19 protein-coding genes and 1 pseudogene are annotated in these 15,499 nt (G+C 27.5%); all 20 read left to right on the top strand.

The features are described 5' to 3' along the window. The first annotated feature begins 153 nt into the window (after window positions 1–153). A complete protein-coding gene (locus ACWJKP_RS17765) occupies window positions 154–900 on the top strand; it encodes an ABC transporter ATP-binding protein (RefSeq protein ID WP_165413319.1) in 747 nt (248 codons plus the stop codon). Next, window positions 875–2,335: a hypothetical protein gene (locus ACWJKP_RS17760; RefSeq protein ID WP_165413320.1), complete on the top strand. Its 1,461-nt coding sequence runs from the start codon at window positions 875–877 to the stop codon at window positions 2,333–2,335. Before ACWJKP_RS17765 ends, ACWJKP_RS17760 begins: the two co-directional genes overlap by 26 nt. Then, window positions 2,328–3,206 (top strand): zinc metalloprotease, encoded by an 879-nt coding sequence (locus tag ACWJKP_RS17755; protein WP_165413321.1) that lies wholly within the window; start codon window positions 2,328–2,330, stop codon window positions 3,204–3,206. The genes ACWJKP_RS17760 and ACWJKP_RS17755 overlap by 8 nt, the downstream gene beginning before the upstream one ends. A gap of 18 nt (window positions 3,207–3,224) precedes the next feature. After that, window positions 3,225–3,506, top strand: coding sequence for a hypothetical protein (locus ACWJKP_RS17750; RefSeq protein WP_165413322.1), 282 nt, complete (start codon window positions 3,225–3,227; stop codon window positions 3,504–3,506). Next, a complete protein-coding gene (locus ACWJKP_RS17745) occupies window positions 3,496–4,080 on the top strand; it encodes a thioredoxin domain-containing protein (protein WP_165413323.1) in 585 nt (194 codons plus the stop codon). The genes ACWJKP_RS17750 and ACWJKP_RS17745 overlap by 11 nt, the downstream gene beginning before the upstream one ends. Window positions 4,081–4,198: 118 nt before the next feature. Further along, a complete protein-coding gene (locus ACWJKP_RS17740) occupies window positions 4,199–5,353 on the top strand; it encodes an urease accessory protein UreH domain-containing protein (RefSeq protein ID WP_165413324.1) in 1,155 nt (384 codons plus the stop codon). Window positions 5,354–5,380: 27 nt separating this feature from the next. After that, window positions 5,381–5,677, top strand: coding sequence for a hypothetical protein (locus ACWJKP_RS17735; RefSeq protein ID WP_165413325.1), 297 nt, complete (start codon window positions 5,381–5,383; stop codon window positions 5,675–5,677). A 141-nt stretch (window positions 5,678–5,818) separates the two neighbouring features. Continuing rightward, window positions 5,819–6,109: a response regulator gene (locus ACWJKP_RS17730; protein WP_165413326.1), complete on the top strand. Its 291-nt coding sequence runs from the start codon at window positions 5,819–5,821 to the stop codon at window positions 6,107–6,109. Next, the gene (locus ACWJKP_RS17725) at window positions 6,106–6,327 is read left to right on the top strand and encodes a hypothetical protein (protein WP_165413327.1); all 222 of its coding nucleotides are present in this window, start codon (window positions 6,106–6,108) and stop codon (window positions 6,325–6,327) included. The genes ACWJKP_RS17730 and ACWJKP_RS17725 overlap by 4 nt, the downstream gene beginning before the upstream one ends. A gap of 167 nt (window positions 6,328–6,494) precedes the next feature. Continuing rightward, window positions 6,495–6,641 (top strand): hypothetical protein, encoded by a 147-nt coding sequence (locus ACWJKP_RS17720; protein ID WP_165413328.1) that lies wholly within the window; start codon window positions 6,495–6,497, stop codon window positions 6,639–6,641. 1,066 nt (window positions 6,642–7,707) lie between these two features. After that, a complete protein-coding gene (locus tag ACWJKP_RS17715) occupies window positions 7,708–8,301 on the top strand; it encodes a hypothetical protein (RefSeq protein WP_165413329.1) in 594 nt (197 codons plus the stop codon). A 63-nt stretch (window positions 8,302–8,364) separates the two neighbouring features. Further along, window positions 8,365–9,512 (top strand): IS3 family transposase gene (locus ACWJKP_RS17710; protein ID WP_165415075.1). Its coding sequence is split into 2 segments (ribosomal slippage): window positions 8,365–8,611 and window positions 8,611–9,512, totalling 1,149 coding nucleotides; the frame shifts between segments, so codons are not numbered across the junction. Window positions 9,513–9,541: 29 nt separating this feature from the next. Beyond that, window positions 9,542–9,967 carry a hypothetical protein gene (locus tag ACWJKP_RS17705; protein ID WP_224578749.1) on the top strand — a complete coding sequence of 142 codons (426 nt, stop codon included), beginning with the start codon at window positions 9,542–9,544 and terminating at the stop codon, window positions 9,965–9,967. Between the two features lie 246 nt (window positions 9,968–10,213). After that, window positions 10,214–11,107, top strand: coding sequence for a hypothetical protein (locus tag ACWJKP_RS17700; protein WP_165415052.1), 894 nt, complete (start codon window positions 10,214–10,216; stop codon window positions 11,105–11,107). 797 nt (window positions 11,108–11,904) lie between these two features. Then, a complete protein-coding gene (locus ACWJKP_RS17695) occupies window positions 11,905–12,474 on the top strand; it encodes an HlyD family efflux transporter periplasmic adaptor subunit (protein WP_165414882.1) in 570 nt (189 codons plus the stop codon). Window positions 12,475–12,583: 109 nt separating this feature from the next. Then, complete coding sequence (locus ACWJKP_RS17690) at window positions 12,584–12,934, top strand: hypothetical protein (RefSeq protein ID WP_165414874.1); 351 nt, start codon at window positions 12,584–12,586, stop codon at window positions 12,932–12,934. Between the two features lie 31 nt (window positions 12,935–12,965). Beyond that, window positions 12,966–13,250 carry a hypothetical protein gene (locus ACWJKP_RS17685; RefSeq protein WP_165414875.1) on the top strand — a complete coding sequence of 95 codons (285 nt, stop codon included), beginning with the start codon at window positions 12,966–12,968 and terminating at the stop codon, window positions 13,248–13,250. Between the two features lie 315 nt (window positions 13,251–13,565). Then, window positions 13,566–13,835: pseudogene (locus ACWJKP_RS17680) on the top strand (peptidase domain-containing ABC transporter); the annotation flags it as partial. Next, window positions 13,822–14,319, top strand: a complete 498-nt coding sequence (locus ACWJKP_RS17675; RefSeq protein WP_165414876.1) for a hypothetical protein — start codon at window positions 13,822–13,824, stop codon at window positions 14,317–14,319. The pseudogene ACWJKP_RS17680 and the gene ACWJKP_RS17675, both read left to right, overlap by 14 nt. Further along, window positions 14,306–15,415 carry an HlyD family secretion protein gene (locus ACWJKP_RS17670; RefSeq protein ID WP_462961336.1) on the top strand — a complete coding sequence of 370 codons (1,110 nt, stop codon included), beginning with the start codon at window positions 14,306–14,308 and terminating at the stop codon, window positions 15,413–15,415. Before ACWJKP_RS17675 ends, ACWJKP_RS17670 begins: the two co-directional genes overlap by 14 nt. Window positions 15,416–15,499 lie beyond the last annotated feature (84 nt).

Below are 15,499 nucleotides of genomic sequence, written 5' to 3'. Positions count from 1 at the left end.
TGCAATAAAAAAGCTATTTTATTGCATCATTCTTCAACTTAGACAAGCCTATAATGGATAATAAGCTTGTCTAAGTTTCATTTAAATTTATAGTTGATTGCAAAATAAAATTTTACAAAAACAATATTCTATTTAGGGAGGAGAACTTTTATTATGTTATCAATTAAAGACCTTAGTAAAAAATATTCAAATAATTTTTGGGGCATTCAAAATTTTGATTTAGAACTAAAAGAAAAAGAATTGGTTTCAATTGTTGGTCCAAACGGTTCTGGGAAAACTACAATAATTAATTGTTTACTTGGAGTTATTTCTCCAACCAAAGGGACTTTGTCTTTATACGGTCAAAAAAATAATACTAAGAAATTTAAAGAATATATTGCATATGTACCGGACGAACTATTACTTATTGAGTCTTTGACAGGTAAAGAATATATTAACTTCGTAAAATCAATGTATCAAAATGTAAATGACGAAAAGATTAAAAAACTTGTACAAATATACAATATGGCAGAAGCTATGGAGCAAATAATAAAAAATTATTCACATGGAATGAAGAAAAAGCTTCAATTAATTGCAGCATTTATGTTAGAAGGCAAATTGATGGTGTTAGACGAGCCATTTAGAGGATTAGATGTAGAATCGATAATAACAACAAAAAAAATGTTGAGAAAATTTTTGAAAGATGGAAAAAGTATTTTAATGTCAACTCATGATCTTCTTTTAGCTGATAGTTTGAGTGATAGAATTGTAATAATTTCTAAAGGGAGGAAAGTTGCAGAAAATACTAGTAATATATTGAAAAAAGAATATAACTGTAATTCACTTGAAGAAGTTTTTATTAAAGCATCCCTTGATAAAAGTAGGAGTGATAAAATTGACGAAGTCATTAATAATTTGTAAATTAGTTTTTAAAATATGGCAGAGAAGTCTAGCAAAAATATTGAATACTAAAAGTAAGGTTGTAGGAGTAATTTCATTTCTATTTTTTATAACCTTTTTATCCGTAATAGCAGGATACTGTGTTGTAAATCCTATAATAGTAATGTTTGTGAATGGGGATACTAGGTCACTATATTTATTGTTTTCTGGTATATTAGTAAATATTTCTGTGGTAACAACGGCACTATTTGTGTTGGTAAAATCTGTAATACAAGATCGCGGTGAATTTGAAATGCAGTTAAATTGGTTTCCGCTTACTACATTCGAAAGGAATTTAGGATACAAGCTTCCAATATTTTTTGTTGTATTTGTCAGCGAATTGTTTATAAATACTTTATTAGTTATACCGTCATTGGTTATGAATGATTTACAGGGAGGGTTTTTGCTAGCCAGTATATTAGCTTTTATTATACAAATTACTTTTGTATTCTTTTTAAATACAATAATATATGACTTTTGTATATTTATTATATCTATGATTGGACTCCCTTATAGAAAACTTATAACGCTTTTAATTTTACTAATGTCAGTATTTTATTATTTTATAGAAAATTTTTCGGTGGAAGGGATTTTATCTTCATACACTAAATTTGATTATAATATACTTTATTTAATTAGTGGAGTTCTTATGAAATCAGTAAAGGTTGCAGCATTTAATTCTGTAAGCTATTTAAGAATAAGTATTTATATCTTAATTACTGCATTTTTAGCTTTAAGCACTTTATTTTGCTATGAAAAAGTTCAGAATAACAACTCTTCTAAAATATTAAAATTTCTGCCTATGTCAAAAGGGTTTAATAGATCATTAATTATAAAAGAAGTTAAAGTTCAAATTAGAAATGAAGAAAATTACATAAATATAATAATTTTTTTGTTGTTGTCAATTTTAGTAAGATTTAAATTGGGAAATTTAGAGCCGAATATTATGATAATAGGGATAGTAAGTTTAGTTTCTAGTATGTTGGCGCTAAACTCCTTTGGAAATGAAAATAATTACTTTATAATGTATAAAGCTAATGGGGTTGAATTGTTAAAGGTGTTGATTTCAAAGGCAATAGGATTATGTATTATTGGATATGGTTTATTTCTACTTATAACTATAATAATACTAGGAATTAATATGGATATATATCAAATATTGATTAGCATTCCAATAGTTATTAGTTCAATAATATCATTATATATTTTAGGAATATTAATTCCAGTAGATAACAAGAACCCTTATATGGGTGTATTTGCTTTTTTTATTCTCTTTTTTACAATGATTCCTATAGTGGTTATATTAAATCAAATAATTACAACAAATATGTCTTTGATAATTGTGGCGGTAGTACTTACAATTATATTATTTGCTGCTTTTTATTTAGTGGCTAAATGGAGGATAAAATATGAATAAATTAAAAAGAATACCATATATACCTCAAAATATTGAGATTAATAAAGATCACATTTTTGATCATAATCTACATGCTGATATTCCAATAAATGAAACGGCTTATAAAATATTATTACTAGTTGATGGAATTAAAAGTGTAAGTGAGATTACAGAATATTTAAACAAAGAAATCAAAATCAATTATGATGTTCTATATAATGATATAAATAATTTATTCTATGAATTAAATACAAATTATCTTTTAAACTGGAAATATAAAACTAATATAAGGATAAAAAATATATTTATCAACCTTATTTCACAATATAAAAAAGGATATAAAGAACGAGTTACTATAAAAAACAGCAACTTTTTTTCTGTATTTAATAGTATTAATAATGTGATTTTTAAAAAAATAGGGATATTATTTATATGGACATTAGTTCTATACATATTGAGTGTAGTCTTAATTAGTGATAGTTTAGCTTCGGGAGTAGCATTTGGATTTTTGATCGCTTTTGTTGGATTAATTTTGAGCACAAACATACATGAATTATCTCACATGTACTCTTTATGGATAAAAAAGAAAAATAAAAATATAGGATTTTTAGGGATAAGTCCATTGGGAGTGAGATTTGTAAGACCGGCAGAAACTAATTCTAATAACAATATTATTATAGCCTTATCAGGATCAATAATTCCTGGAATCTTAGGAGTTTTAATGTACATCATTAGTTTCACCATGTTTAAAGAGTGGCAATATTCTCTGTATATCAATATTTTTGCGGGAATGTTTGTTATTCAATTAGTACATTTACTACCATTTACAGGTGATGGTAAAAATATTCTTAACTATATATTATTAATGATATACAATAAAAAAATAATTTAGATACTAGGGGAGATTAAGATGATAAAAATTAGTGAAAAAACATATGGTTTAGCTGCTGTTTTAAGTATAATTATTTTACCTATAACTGCTATGAGTTTAATCTTTCTTAAAATGTTTGGTAATAAAAGTGGTAAAATCCTTTTTAACACAATGGAGATTCTTAAAATTGGAAACAATGGCTATACGTTTAATATAAAGACTACATTTTTATTATTAGTTTTGGCTGTATTTTTGGCGACTATTGTCTTATCAATAATATTTAATATTTTATTGAAAGGATTAAGGAAAAATGAAGTTTAAAAGGAAGAAAAAATGTGTTGTTATTACAATAAGTTTAGTTCTATTAGTGATTATGGGTATTTTTATAAATAGATCTGAGGGTTTAAGTAAAAAAGATGATATTAAGACTATATCTAATGCTGGAATTGTTTTTGGTGATATTAAGGCACCTGTTAAGATAATTGAGTATACGGACTTTAATTGTCCAGATTGTAAAAAAATGAATGAAAATATTGAGCCAATTCTATTAGAATATATAGCTAATAAGAAAGTTGTTTTAATATTTAAGAATGTTAATGAAAATATGCATTTAAATATGCCTAAAATTAGTACAGAGGATTATAAAAAAATTGGAAAGATTTTCAATGAAAAAGAAAAGTATATTAATCCAAAATCGGAGCAGTACTTAAAATCATATTTGGGAGAAGAATTATATAATAAAAGGAAAAACGATATCAAGGAAATAAAAAAAGAAATAGACTATCTCAAGATTAATACAATACCAACAATGTATGTAGGTAATGAAAAAATGGTTGGTATTTATAAAAAAGATGAATTTAAAAAAATTGTAGAAGGTATATTAAACTCCAATTAGGAAAATAAATTGTGGTAGAATTATGATTAGATGTTTTAATCGTAAATAAATATTGGTAGGAACTTTATCATATTCATAGTGAAATTTAAATAATAAATAATCCAAGTGAGGTTAAAATATGAGAAGTATGAATATTAATAAAGTAGTAAAAAGATACTGTAGAATATTATTTTTGCTAATAATATTCTTTGCCATTAATTTCTTAATGGTCGATACAATTCAGGCAAAGACTAATGAGTTAAATTTGATTTATTTCAATGTGCCTCTTTGTAATACATGCAATAAGTTTGAAGATGAACTAAATAAATTACAGAAAGAGCATAAAAATATTAAGATATATAAATATGATATAAGTAAAAGTCAAAATTATGAGATGCTTGTTAGATATAATAATGAATATAAGTTAAATAAAGAGACTGGAGGAGCACCAATTATATTCGTATCAGATAGATATATAAAAGAGCCGTCTGAAATAAAGTCTATAATAATAGAAATATTACAGAATGAGAAGGTTAAGGAAACACCCATTTTGGAGGGAATTCAGATAAATGCAAATTCATTCAATTATGATATTTTAGGTTTTATATTTACAGGATTTATTAATGGACTTAACCCATGCTCTATATCCATGCTCTTATTTTTTCTCTCACTTATTAGTGTCAAAAATGTTGGAATAAAGAAGCTTGGTTTTAGTTTTATTTTAGGTAAATTTATAGCATATTTATTAATAGGTTCAGTCTTATACACATATCTATCTAAAATAAATATAGGAATATATAATACAATAATGAAAGAAATATTTATATTGTTTTCTGCTATAATTATTTATTTGAATGTAAATGATTTTTTAAAAGCAAGAAAGGAAAAATTTGGACAAATTAAAAATCAACTCCCAAGAAAAGTTAGACGTTTTAATCACAATGTAATAAAAAGATTTTTGGAAAATAAAAGTGGGAAAATATTAGTTATTATAAGTTTTTTATTAGGTGTAGTTATTTCATTAGGAGAATTTTTATGTACAGGACAAGTATATCTTGCAAGTATAAGTTACATGATACAAAAAAATAGCATTTATTCTCTTAAGGCTTTTTCTTATTTATTCTTATATGATTTAGTATTTATTATACCACCAATTATAATCGTATTTATTATTGATAAAGGGACTGATATGTTCAAAGTATCATCATTCCTTGTAGAGAAAATGTATTTAATAAAATTATTAACCGCAATAGTGATGTTCCTATTTTGTTTATTTATAGTTTTTATAATTTAATATAGTAAATATAAAGGAGTTTATTAAATGCCGAGAAATATTAAAATAACAGATAATGATAATTGCATTTTATATGAGGGTAATCTTTATAAACTACCAGTTGCAGAGAATATTATTATTGAGCAAAGTATTGAATACTTCAATGATTCAGAACCCTGTTTTTTACATAAAAGTGCAGTTACAAAAAAAATATATTATGAAATTGAAGACTTTTTTCAAGAAAAGGATAACATTGGCGTTAAAGAGATAAAATTAGGTGAATTTCCATTAATTTTGAAACGTCTTCTTGAGAAGATTGGAAATGCTAAAAGCATTTATTTGTAGTATGGCATATTTGATTTGTATTTTTATTAATTAATATACCAATAAACTAATTTCTTTTAAAGAAGATAAGTAATCATTAATTATTATTGATTGCTCATCTTTTTTATTTTGATATTAATTTCAATTCTTTTGGATATCAACTTGAATGAAGAAAGAAATGGATTGTCATTAGGTGGAGAAATCAGGAAATTGGATGATTATAAAAGTGAAATGATTTTTGTGACAAATCACATACAAATGGCATTTAAAGTTTTTCAGTATAAACTAAGAGTTTTAGAGTTTATTGATAAAAATTATAATATTGATAAACAGTTAAAAGAAAGTATTTTAATTGCAACGAAAATATTAAACAAGAATAAGGAAGAAATTGAAGAAAAATCATTGCAAATTAAGTTTGGAAAATATGTAGGGGAAATGGATGTGAGATTTTGAAAATCATTAATAAATTTTATGAATTTGCTATGTCCGATTATGCAGCTAATGTTAGAAAATATATTCCTTGTTTAATTATAATTTCAATTATCCAATTTAATATTAGTAGCTTTTGGCCAGAAGGCATATTAGAAAATTTTATGTTTTTAGTATTGTTTGTAGTTAATTTGAAATTTATTTGCGCTGTAATCAAAAGCTATAAAGAATTTTGCAAGTAGAATTATGGTTTTTTTTATGGGTGAATTTAAATGGTATTACCCTTATTTTACAAAAAGGCTATCCAATAAAACGATACTTAGTTTAGAAGTGGAAGGCTTCGTAAATCTACAAAACAAATACAACATTAATTATATTCGAAAAGTAATAGAAAAAAAGGTGGGTATAAATGAATATATTCAAGGACTTTGTTAAGCAAGACACTATACTCTCAAAATTATTAACTAATGGAAGTAATTTATTTTTGGCGGTAGTATTATTTTTAGGCACATCAATAGTCTTAATAAATAATAATTTAATAAAAATGATATTATAATTTTTGTTAATAGCTTTTTTTATTATTTTTGATATGTTTTTTATAAGTAGATTTTTACGGTATTGTTAAAAAAAAAAGGATTAACAGGTGTAGAATTGTTAGGTGCCTGTAAAAACATGGATGCGGGCACAAGCCTAAGGGGGAAGAAGTAATCACCTAGATAAAACATTCAACATAGTTGGTATCACCCTATTGAATGGACACAACTAAAAAAGAGTTGTAAAAATTATTTTATGGAATGATTTTTTTGAAAAAATAAAAAAATTATCGACTTAAAGTTAATCTAAACACTGTAAATATGTATTTAGAAGAAAATATAGGAGGAATTACTATCGCAAAGACTTTAGGACTTAACAGGTGTGACAGAGTTTTATTAATGCTCAAGAAGTGTTTTATGTGGGTAGGATAAAAATTAATACTAATATTTATACAGAAATGAGATCACGGAATATGGACCTAAAATAGGAAAAACGTATTATCATCTAAATATTAAAGAGCTCGCAGAGCATTTAGCCAAATATTCACTTTGTTGGGGAGTAATATATCCAATGCTACTATGTATCATTTTTATGGTTTACCAACCTTTTATTTATCTAATCTGTTACTGTTGATTTTGAAAGGGAATAGTCACTGCTTAACCCTGCTAAGCTTTTTTCCGGAGTTAGATAGCTCTACTATTGTATTTTTGAATTCAGCTGTATATTGTTTTTGACCTCTTGCAATTATAAACACATCCTTATCATATTTATATTTTAATGTGTTCGGTTTTTCGTGTCTACAATATTATACTAACACCAAATGAGTGGTGATTTTTCTTGGAAATATAATCATTAATTTCACTAGTAAGCTATTAATATATATTATGGAAATAAGTATTCGAAGTCAAGCAAGGGAGCAAGCACGATGAGTAAAAGCATTTTATGAAATTTGACTAAATCATATTACAATAGAAGTCTGTGAAAGCAAATTATATAGATAATAATGTATTTAATAGAACGGGAAGTTGATTTAAGCAAAGAGATAACTTCTGGTTAGCATATAATAATAAATTACAAAAGGGGAACATATGAGTTTAGTGTTTATATATATCATTATAAGTTTTTTATTAACGAACATAATTCACGAGCTAATTCATTTTTGGGCTTTAAAATTAATAGGATTGGATATATATTGTCTTGATGCTTATCCAATTAAAATTTATAAAAATGAAGGGAAGTATAATATAAAAATAGATATTAAGCTTAAAGAATACATGCCTGGTTATGTTTTACCTGAAATAAGTATGCTTAGAAATAAAACTGATTTTAAAATTAAAAAAAATAAAATTATTTTTATAACTTTGGCCGGTTCTTTTGGAAGTTTAGTATTGGGAATCATAATTAATACAATATATAATTATTATATTCCAAATTTGTTTATTAAAGTTTTTGGTGTTATGTCAATGATAATAGGGGGTCTTACTCTTTTATTTAGTGATGGGATAATGTCTTATAGGCTATACAAGGATAAAGTGTTTGTCGTATCAACTTTATTTTACTATAATAATATATTATCAAATCAAAAGCAAAATATGAATGAGGAGAATCTGTTTATTTACAAATATGCTAATGATGTATGTGAAGAATTAAATATGGAAGATAAATTTTTCCACAACATCTGACCTGATATACTAAAGTTGTAACACTTAGTACTAATAAAATAGTATAATAAAATTAGGAGAGTGGTGTTACAAATGGCAAAAAAAATGTATGATCAAATTTTTAGAGAAAAACTAGTAAAATTAAATCTAGAAAATAGTAGAACTATCCCAAGTCTAATTAAAGAATATGGTGTATCTAGATCAACCCTTAATGTGTGGATTAAAAGCTATTGCGAAGAATGCAAAGAAGCAGAAGAAAAAATATCTCCTAGTGTTTATGAGGAAAATAAATTACTAAAAAAAAGAACTATTGAATTAGAAAAGGAAAATGCTTTCTTAAAAAAAGCTGCGGCATTCTTCGCCAAGGAAATAGACAATTAATCTACCAGTTTATATCTACCAACAATAAGGAATTTGGTGTCAGATGGTTATTACGCCGTTTTGAGCTATCACCCAATGCATATTATAATTATTTGAAATTCAGAAAAAGTATCTATAATGAACAAAAAAAATTAATTTTGAAACATATAGAGAAAATTTTTCACAGTGAAAATGGGAAAATGGGATATAGAATGGTAAAACGCTCATTAGAAAAACAAGGAACTAATTTGAGCTTGTTAACTGTGCATAAATATATGAAAGAATTAAATATTAAGTCCGTTTCATTTAGAAAAAGACCTAATTATGTAAAAGGAACTTCACATAAAGTATTTTCTAATATTCTAAATAGAGATTTTACAGCTGTAGCTAAAAATTTAAAATGGTGTACAGATTTCACCTATATACATCTTTCCAGCGGTAAGATAATGTACAATTGTTCTATTTTAGATCTATATGATAGAAGTATTGTAGCAACTAAGACATCTAGTAATATAACGGCGGAGCTAGCTATTGATACACTCAGTGAAGCCATATCTAATCATAAGCCCCCTACGGGATTAATAATTCATAGTGATCAAGGCTCACAATATACCTCAAAGGCATTCACTTCTTTTTGTGAGAATAAAAAAATGCAACAATCTATGAGTAAAGCAGGTTGTCCATATGATAACGCTCCTATGGAGTCTTTCTTTGGAAAACTTAAGAATGAACATATTAAGCATTACAGTATTAAAGATGCTCTGCATTTAGAAGAGCTAATAAATGACTATATTTTTAGATATTATCATCATAAAAGGCCTCATAGTTCTCTGGGAGGGTTAACTCCTTTTGAGAAAAGATATTCTAAATAATTAATTACACACAAGTGTTACAATTTTGCTTGACCAGGTCAATCAGCCATAATAAAAATCAAATTAATTTACAGACATATATACTTTATTATGTATTAATTAATAGTATTGATGATTTTAATATAAATATAATTAAAAACATGGAGAATTTAATAGAAAAGTTATCCCAAATAAAATATTTAAATGGAAATCTGTTTGAATATATAAATGTAATTGTTATATATATGGTAATTAAAGAGGGGAAATTAGAAGAGGCAAAAAAATTATTTGAGTTAATAAGAAATAGTTCTACTAAGAGAAATTTTTATCAAAAATACATTATTAGTAGAACAAAATATTTTCTTAACGAGATTACTTATAATGAGGTTTTAAACTCAATTCCTAAATCATCTATTGTAAATAGTAGATTAGAAAAATTATTATTTGAACAATTTAGGAATTTATATATTCTTTAGAACGGACATCTCACCCCATTATAAAAACTGGAACGTAGTGACTAGTTTTTAGTTACTAATTAGCTGCAAATGCTACAAAATTTGCTGATTAATAAGGTTACATAAAAATAATTAATAACTAACACCTTGACTTTAATCTAAGAAGATCTAATTACTTTTGGGGTTAGTGATGATAAACAAGAACCATTGAGATACGTCTAAATACCTATGTCAAAAAAATAATTATAAAAATAGGAGATATTATAAATGAAAAAGTCTGTTAAGATCTTAATGTTATTAAATTTAATTAGTTATATAAGTAATTTTGCATTTGCATTTATATATTCATACGATAAAATCGTATTGAAAAATAATTTAACAATAGAAGTGTTTTGGGTATTGTCACCATATGTATTTTTAATCGCTACATCATTTATATTAGCTACTGATAACAAAGAAGAATATAAAATGTTTAAAATTGAAGCAATAATCGATTGGGTTATAAGAGTTGCATCATGTTGTGTTGCTTTTCAAGGATTTAATTTCAAATTTTTATCAGCAGGGTTTATTATACAACAAGTCATATTAGCTTCTTTATTAATTGTTAATGTATATTTGGAATATAAGATGTATAAAAAAGCAAAAAAACATACACCTGTTAAAAAAGAAAATATGGAAGTTGAAATAATATCTGAAGAAGAAAAACAAAATATAAGAGAAATAGGTAAAGCGGCAACACTTGGAATGACTTCATTTTTTATATTTGCGGGTTTTGGAATGGGTATAACACAAATACATCAGATTGATATTAAATTACTAAGAATATTCATTGTATTTGTTTCTATTTATTCATTTATATGGTTTTTAATTGCTAATTATAGAAAGTGTTATTTATTTTATTTAGATAAATCTTTAGCAAAGAGAATTTTTGTTAGAGACGATTTGTATGCATCTCTTGGATATATATTAGTTCTTATATCTGCATTTGGATTTTTTGGGATAGGTACTTTGCTTGAATCTGCGGTTATATTGATTGGGATTTTATTACTATATCCAACAATATGTACTGATAGAAAAATAGGACTTAGATATACAAAAGTTAAAGATATTTTAGGTGAAAATTTTTATTTGTATTTTAATTGTAAAGAAAAGAATTTGTAGCAAGGTGAAGAATGCGACTACGACTCCTGCAGTTTGTGTATAAATCGGATTTTCTGAATTATAATCATCACCATAGAAGGAACTGTTTTCAGTGACTTCTATGGTGATTTTCAGTTACATCCTATGGGGTTTGGACAGTCACCTAAAGAAGGAATAAAGCGATGGTTTGGTAAAAATGGGATATTTGATGCTGGTGCAACCTTAATTACAGCATAATACTCTCATAGTAGAGTGGCACTGATGTAAACCTGCAATCGTGTTATTTGTAGGTAGCTAATATTTTCGAGGCCAGAATGAGAGCCTAATATCTTATGGATGCTGAGTCTGACTAATACTCCTGCTCGTACCAGCCTTGTAGTAATGTAATGTTGCGAAGCATAGGTGAAGTCGGAGACACTGGCAGTAATGCCACACTTCGGGTTCAGTCATATAGGGTTAGAATTTCCTTGTATTTAAATTTCGTAACAAATAATCTCTATTCCTAGTTCAAATGGAAGGGGTAATAATAATTGGGGACTGATCACGCCGAAAGAGTAGGACAAGAAAGATTATGAATAGGTTAACAGCGATGCTGTAGTACCATTTGTCTCCTATATCAAGAAATATAGGAGAGGAAAGAGCCTTAGACGTGTGATGTATATAAAATTTATTCGTAAATTATAATCCTCTATCATTAGACACAAGAGACTATTCAATACGGAAAGTAAAGTGTTCCAATGAAATGGTTGATTTATTGATTATTTTTTTTAAATACAATGGATGGAAGAGGTAAAGTTATAACCATATAATGACCATAAATTTATTTAACTGCTCATAATTTCACACGTTGGAACGCTGTATCCGATAAAGGTCGTCCGTACAGTGTACTTGAGAAAGATAAACTTGAAATTCAAAAGGCCACCCTAGGAAAGAGTGCAAAAGAATACAAAGTTGTTGCACCAAAGGATGGTAAACTACATTTAAGCGCCACTATAACAAAGGGCATGGTTTTGCAAGCTGGAAATGTACTTGGAAGCATAACTGGTAAGGAAGAAGAATTAATAATAAAAACTTTACTACCATCTAGTGAAAGGCCAAGGATACACGAAGGTGACGAAGTTGCAGTTGCTGTAGCGGGATTAAACCAAGCAGAGTATGGCACTATTAAGGGAAAGGTTTTAAATATAGATGGAGATGCTACTATAGATAGCGAAAAAGGGAATGTATATTTCGAGGTTAAAGTAAAACTTGATAAAAATTACCTTGCAGATAAAAAAGGGGAAAAGGTTAACCTTACACTAGGTATGGTTACAGAAACTAGAGTTAAGTATGAAAAAATAACTTATATGAAATACTTCATGGAACAGATTGGAATAAAACTTAATTAGCTATTTTAGGTATCTGCAGGTGCCTTTGATATAAATAATGCAATTAATGTAATTATTAATTGTAGTAAACAGTTAAAAATATTATAATAATGGGGAAGGGGATTAAAAAATGAGTGAAATGGTTTTAAGATTACCAAGTTGTTATGTTGATGTTGAGAGAGATGAGATGGAGTATGTTGATGGGGGTGCAACGTATTCAGGTGCTAAAGGTTGGGGAGCAGCTTCCGCTATGGCATCTATTGGAGCTGGTGCTGCAGGCTTTGCTTCAGGAGCGATTGCTTTGCTATTGCCATTTGGAGCTGTAGGTTGGCTTACAGCAGCAATATCATTCGCACCTATGGCTCTTGTTAGTTCTCAGCTGGCAAGTGCTGGAGAGGCAGCTTTATGGAACATGGGTAGGAAAGGAAAATTTACAATAACAACTACTACTAATCCGTTTGCTTTATTTAGCGTAAGCTAAAGGAAAAAAATATTTTTGAGGAGTTTTTGTTGTGGGCATTTTAATTTATTCAGCTATACCATATATGATTTGGTTGGGAACAGACGTTTTCAGGTATAATAAAAACCTTAAAAAAGGGAAAGATACATTTCAAATAAATCAATTAGTAAACGTAATGTTTTCTAGTGGAGGTTTGGGTTTTTATTCAACAAATGTTGATTTTAGTAAAGATATGATTGCTACTCTGATTGGATTATATGCAGTAATTTATACTGTTTATTGGGTTATATGTCTTTTTGTAAGAAGTAAATATGATAGATCATTTATGTCAAAATAAAGGACGCATTTATACAAATAATGGCGATTGTAGCAGGATTGCTCCTATATATCATAAAAAAATGAATAAAAGAGTATAAACAAGATAATTCTATTATCACACATTTAATAAAGAGTTGGGAACATCCATAGATTTGTGTAAATCAAATCTATGGATGTTTTTTGTATTTTGAATAGAGGCCGTCTCAAAATAGAAAGTGATTTCTAGAGCGAGGCTTTAAATAGAGTATTAGGGTAGTTTTGCCTATCCCGCCAAAAAGGTATATTAGGGGCAAAATATATTATTAATATGGATTTTAGGTGTTTTGAAAGTTACACAATGCTAATTATCGCACATAGACTCGCCACCATAAGAAATTGCGACATAATTTATGTTATGGATAAGGGCAAGGTAGTGGAGCAGGGAAGCCATGAGGAACTTTTAAATAAAAAAGGATATTATTATAGGCTTTATATAAGTCAAGTTGGAGGAATAGAAAAATTAGATGAGACTATAATAGTAAAGGATATTGAAAAAGAAACAAATGATGAAACATTAGATACTAAAAAAGTTACTAAGGATGGTGAAGAGTATGAGTATAACTGAAAAAATAGTAGTAAAAGAAAATAAAATCCTGAAATTAAACAATGTACTTATAAGAGAAGTGAGTCAAAACGAACTTATAGATATAAACAAAATTACATATATGATGGATAGTTATATAAAGTCAAAGGGGAATTCTACAGTGGGTCCAATGATTAATTATTCATTTGTGGAGGGTGATGAAAATGGACAGACTAAAGTAACAATAAAGCTTATGATACAGCTAAAAAATTCAATCCATAATATAGAAAAACCTTATGAATTAAAGAATCAAATAAGAGTAACAAATTGCTTGTTTGCAAGGTTTACTGAAAAAGAAGAAAATCTTCAGTATGCTTATTCAAAATTAGGATTATTCGCCTTCGAAAATGATATGAAATTAAGAGGCGATAGCTACACGGTTTTCGTAGGTAAAAATGAAGAAGGAATTGTGGCAGATGTATTTATGGAGCTAAAACAAGGAGTAGATGAGCTTGAAGGTATATAATCTAAACGAATTAACTGACAGTAGGGTTCTTTATGATAAAAATCCTCCCAAATTCATGATATACATAATTGCGCTAGTTACAGTACTTTTAGCACTGTTTTTGGTGTGGGCAAATAAATCATCCAAAACTTATATGGTAAAAGGCCAAGGAATAGTAACTACAGAAAATAAGTCGCAGATTATGGCCGCTGTATCTGGTTCAATAGTAGATGTAAGTGCATTAGAAGGTAAGGAAGTAAAAGCTGGGGAAGTACTATTTACATTAAATCCGGTAGAATCAAATCTGCAATCAGGACAAGCAGAGGATCAAATTGTACTGCTTAATAAGAGAATAGCATTACTTATAAGGGCAGAAAAGGATGCTACTAACCAAACAAATACATTTGAAAAATATGATGATGAAAAAGAGTTTTATAACAAATTAAGAAACGGCTACATAAAAAGAAAAGAATTCATAGTAGACGAAGAGGCTTTAAAAAAACAGGGTGGTACAGAGGATCAGATAAAAGAATTTAAAAGGACACAAAAAATTAAATTGGATGGAAATTACTACGATACGATTTTACAATTCACTACTGAAAGAACGCAGCTTGAATTAGAACGAGATAAACTTGAAATTCAAAAGGCCACCCTAGGAAAGAGTGCAAAAGAATATAAAGCTGTTGCACCAAAGGATGGTAAACTACATTTAAGCGCCACTATAACAAAGGGCATAGTGCTACAAGCTGGAAATGTACTGGGTAGCATAACTAACAATAAAGAAGAATTAATAATAGAAACTTTATTATCTTCTGGGGATAGACCGAGGATACATATAGGGGATGAAGTGTCAGTTGCTGTAGCAGGCTTAAACCAAGTAGAATATGGAACTATTAAAGGGAAAGTTTTAAATATAGATGGAGATGCTACCATAGATAGCGAAAAAGGAAATGTATATTTCAAGGTTAAAGTAAAACTTGATAAAACATATCTTTCAGATAAAAAAGGAGAAAAGGTTAACCTTACACTAGGTATGGTTACGGAAACCAGGGTTAAGTATGAAAAAATAACTTATATGAAGTATTTTATGGAACAGATTGGTATAAAACTTAATTAGCTATTTTAGGTGTCTGCAGGTACCTTTGATATAAATAATGCAATTATTATTGATTGTAGTAAACAGTTAAAAATATTATAATAA

Source organism: Clostridium sp. CM037, assembly GCF_055081095.1.
This window is presented reverse-complemented; position numbering and strand designations above follow the sequence as displayed.

Coding starts and splice junctions, on each gene's coding strand:
- ACWJKP_RS17765 (WP_165413319.1), top strand. CDS start 154: ATGTTATCAATTAAAGACCTTAGTAAAAAATATTCAAATAATTTTTGG.
- ACWJKP_RS17755 (WP_165413321.1), top strand. CDS start 2,328: ATGAATAAATTAAAAAGAATACCATATATACCTCAAAATATTGAGATT.
- ACWJKP_RS17750 (WP_165413322.1), top strand. CDS start 3,225: ATGATAAAAATTAGTGAAAAAACATATGGTTTAGCTGCTGTTTTAAGT.
- ACWJKP_RS17745 (WP_165413323.1), top strand. CDS start 3,496: ATGAAGTTTAAAAGGAAGAAAAAATGTGTTGTTATTACAATAAGTTTA.
- ACWJKP_RS17740 (WP_165413324.1), top strand. CDS start 4,199: ATGAGAAGTATGAATATTAATAAAGTAGTAAAAAGATACTGTAGAATA.
- ACWJKP_RS17735 (WP_165413325.1), top strand. CDS start 5,381: ATGCCGAGAAATATTAAAATAACAGATAATGATAATTGCATTTTATAT.
- ACWJKP_RS17720 (WP_165413328.1), top strand. CDS start 6,495: ATGAATATATTCAAGGACTTTGTTAAGCAAGACACTATACTCTCAAAA.
- ACWJKP_RS17715 (WP_165413329.1), top strand. CDS start 7,708: ATGAGTTTAGTGTTTATATATATCATTATAAGTTTTTTATTAACGAAC.
- ACWJKP_RS17700 (WP_165415052.1), top strand. CDS start 10,214: ATGAAAAAGTCTGTTAAGATCTTAATGTTATTAAATTTAATTAGTTAT.
- ACWJKP_RS17690 (WP_165414874.1), top strand. CDS start 12,584: ATGAGTGAAATGGTTTTAAGATTACCAAGTTGTTATGTTGATGTTGAG.
- ACWJKP_RS17675 (WP_165414876.1), top strand. CDS start 13,822: ATGAGTATAACTGAAAAAATAGTAGTAAAAGAAAATAAAATCCTGAAA.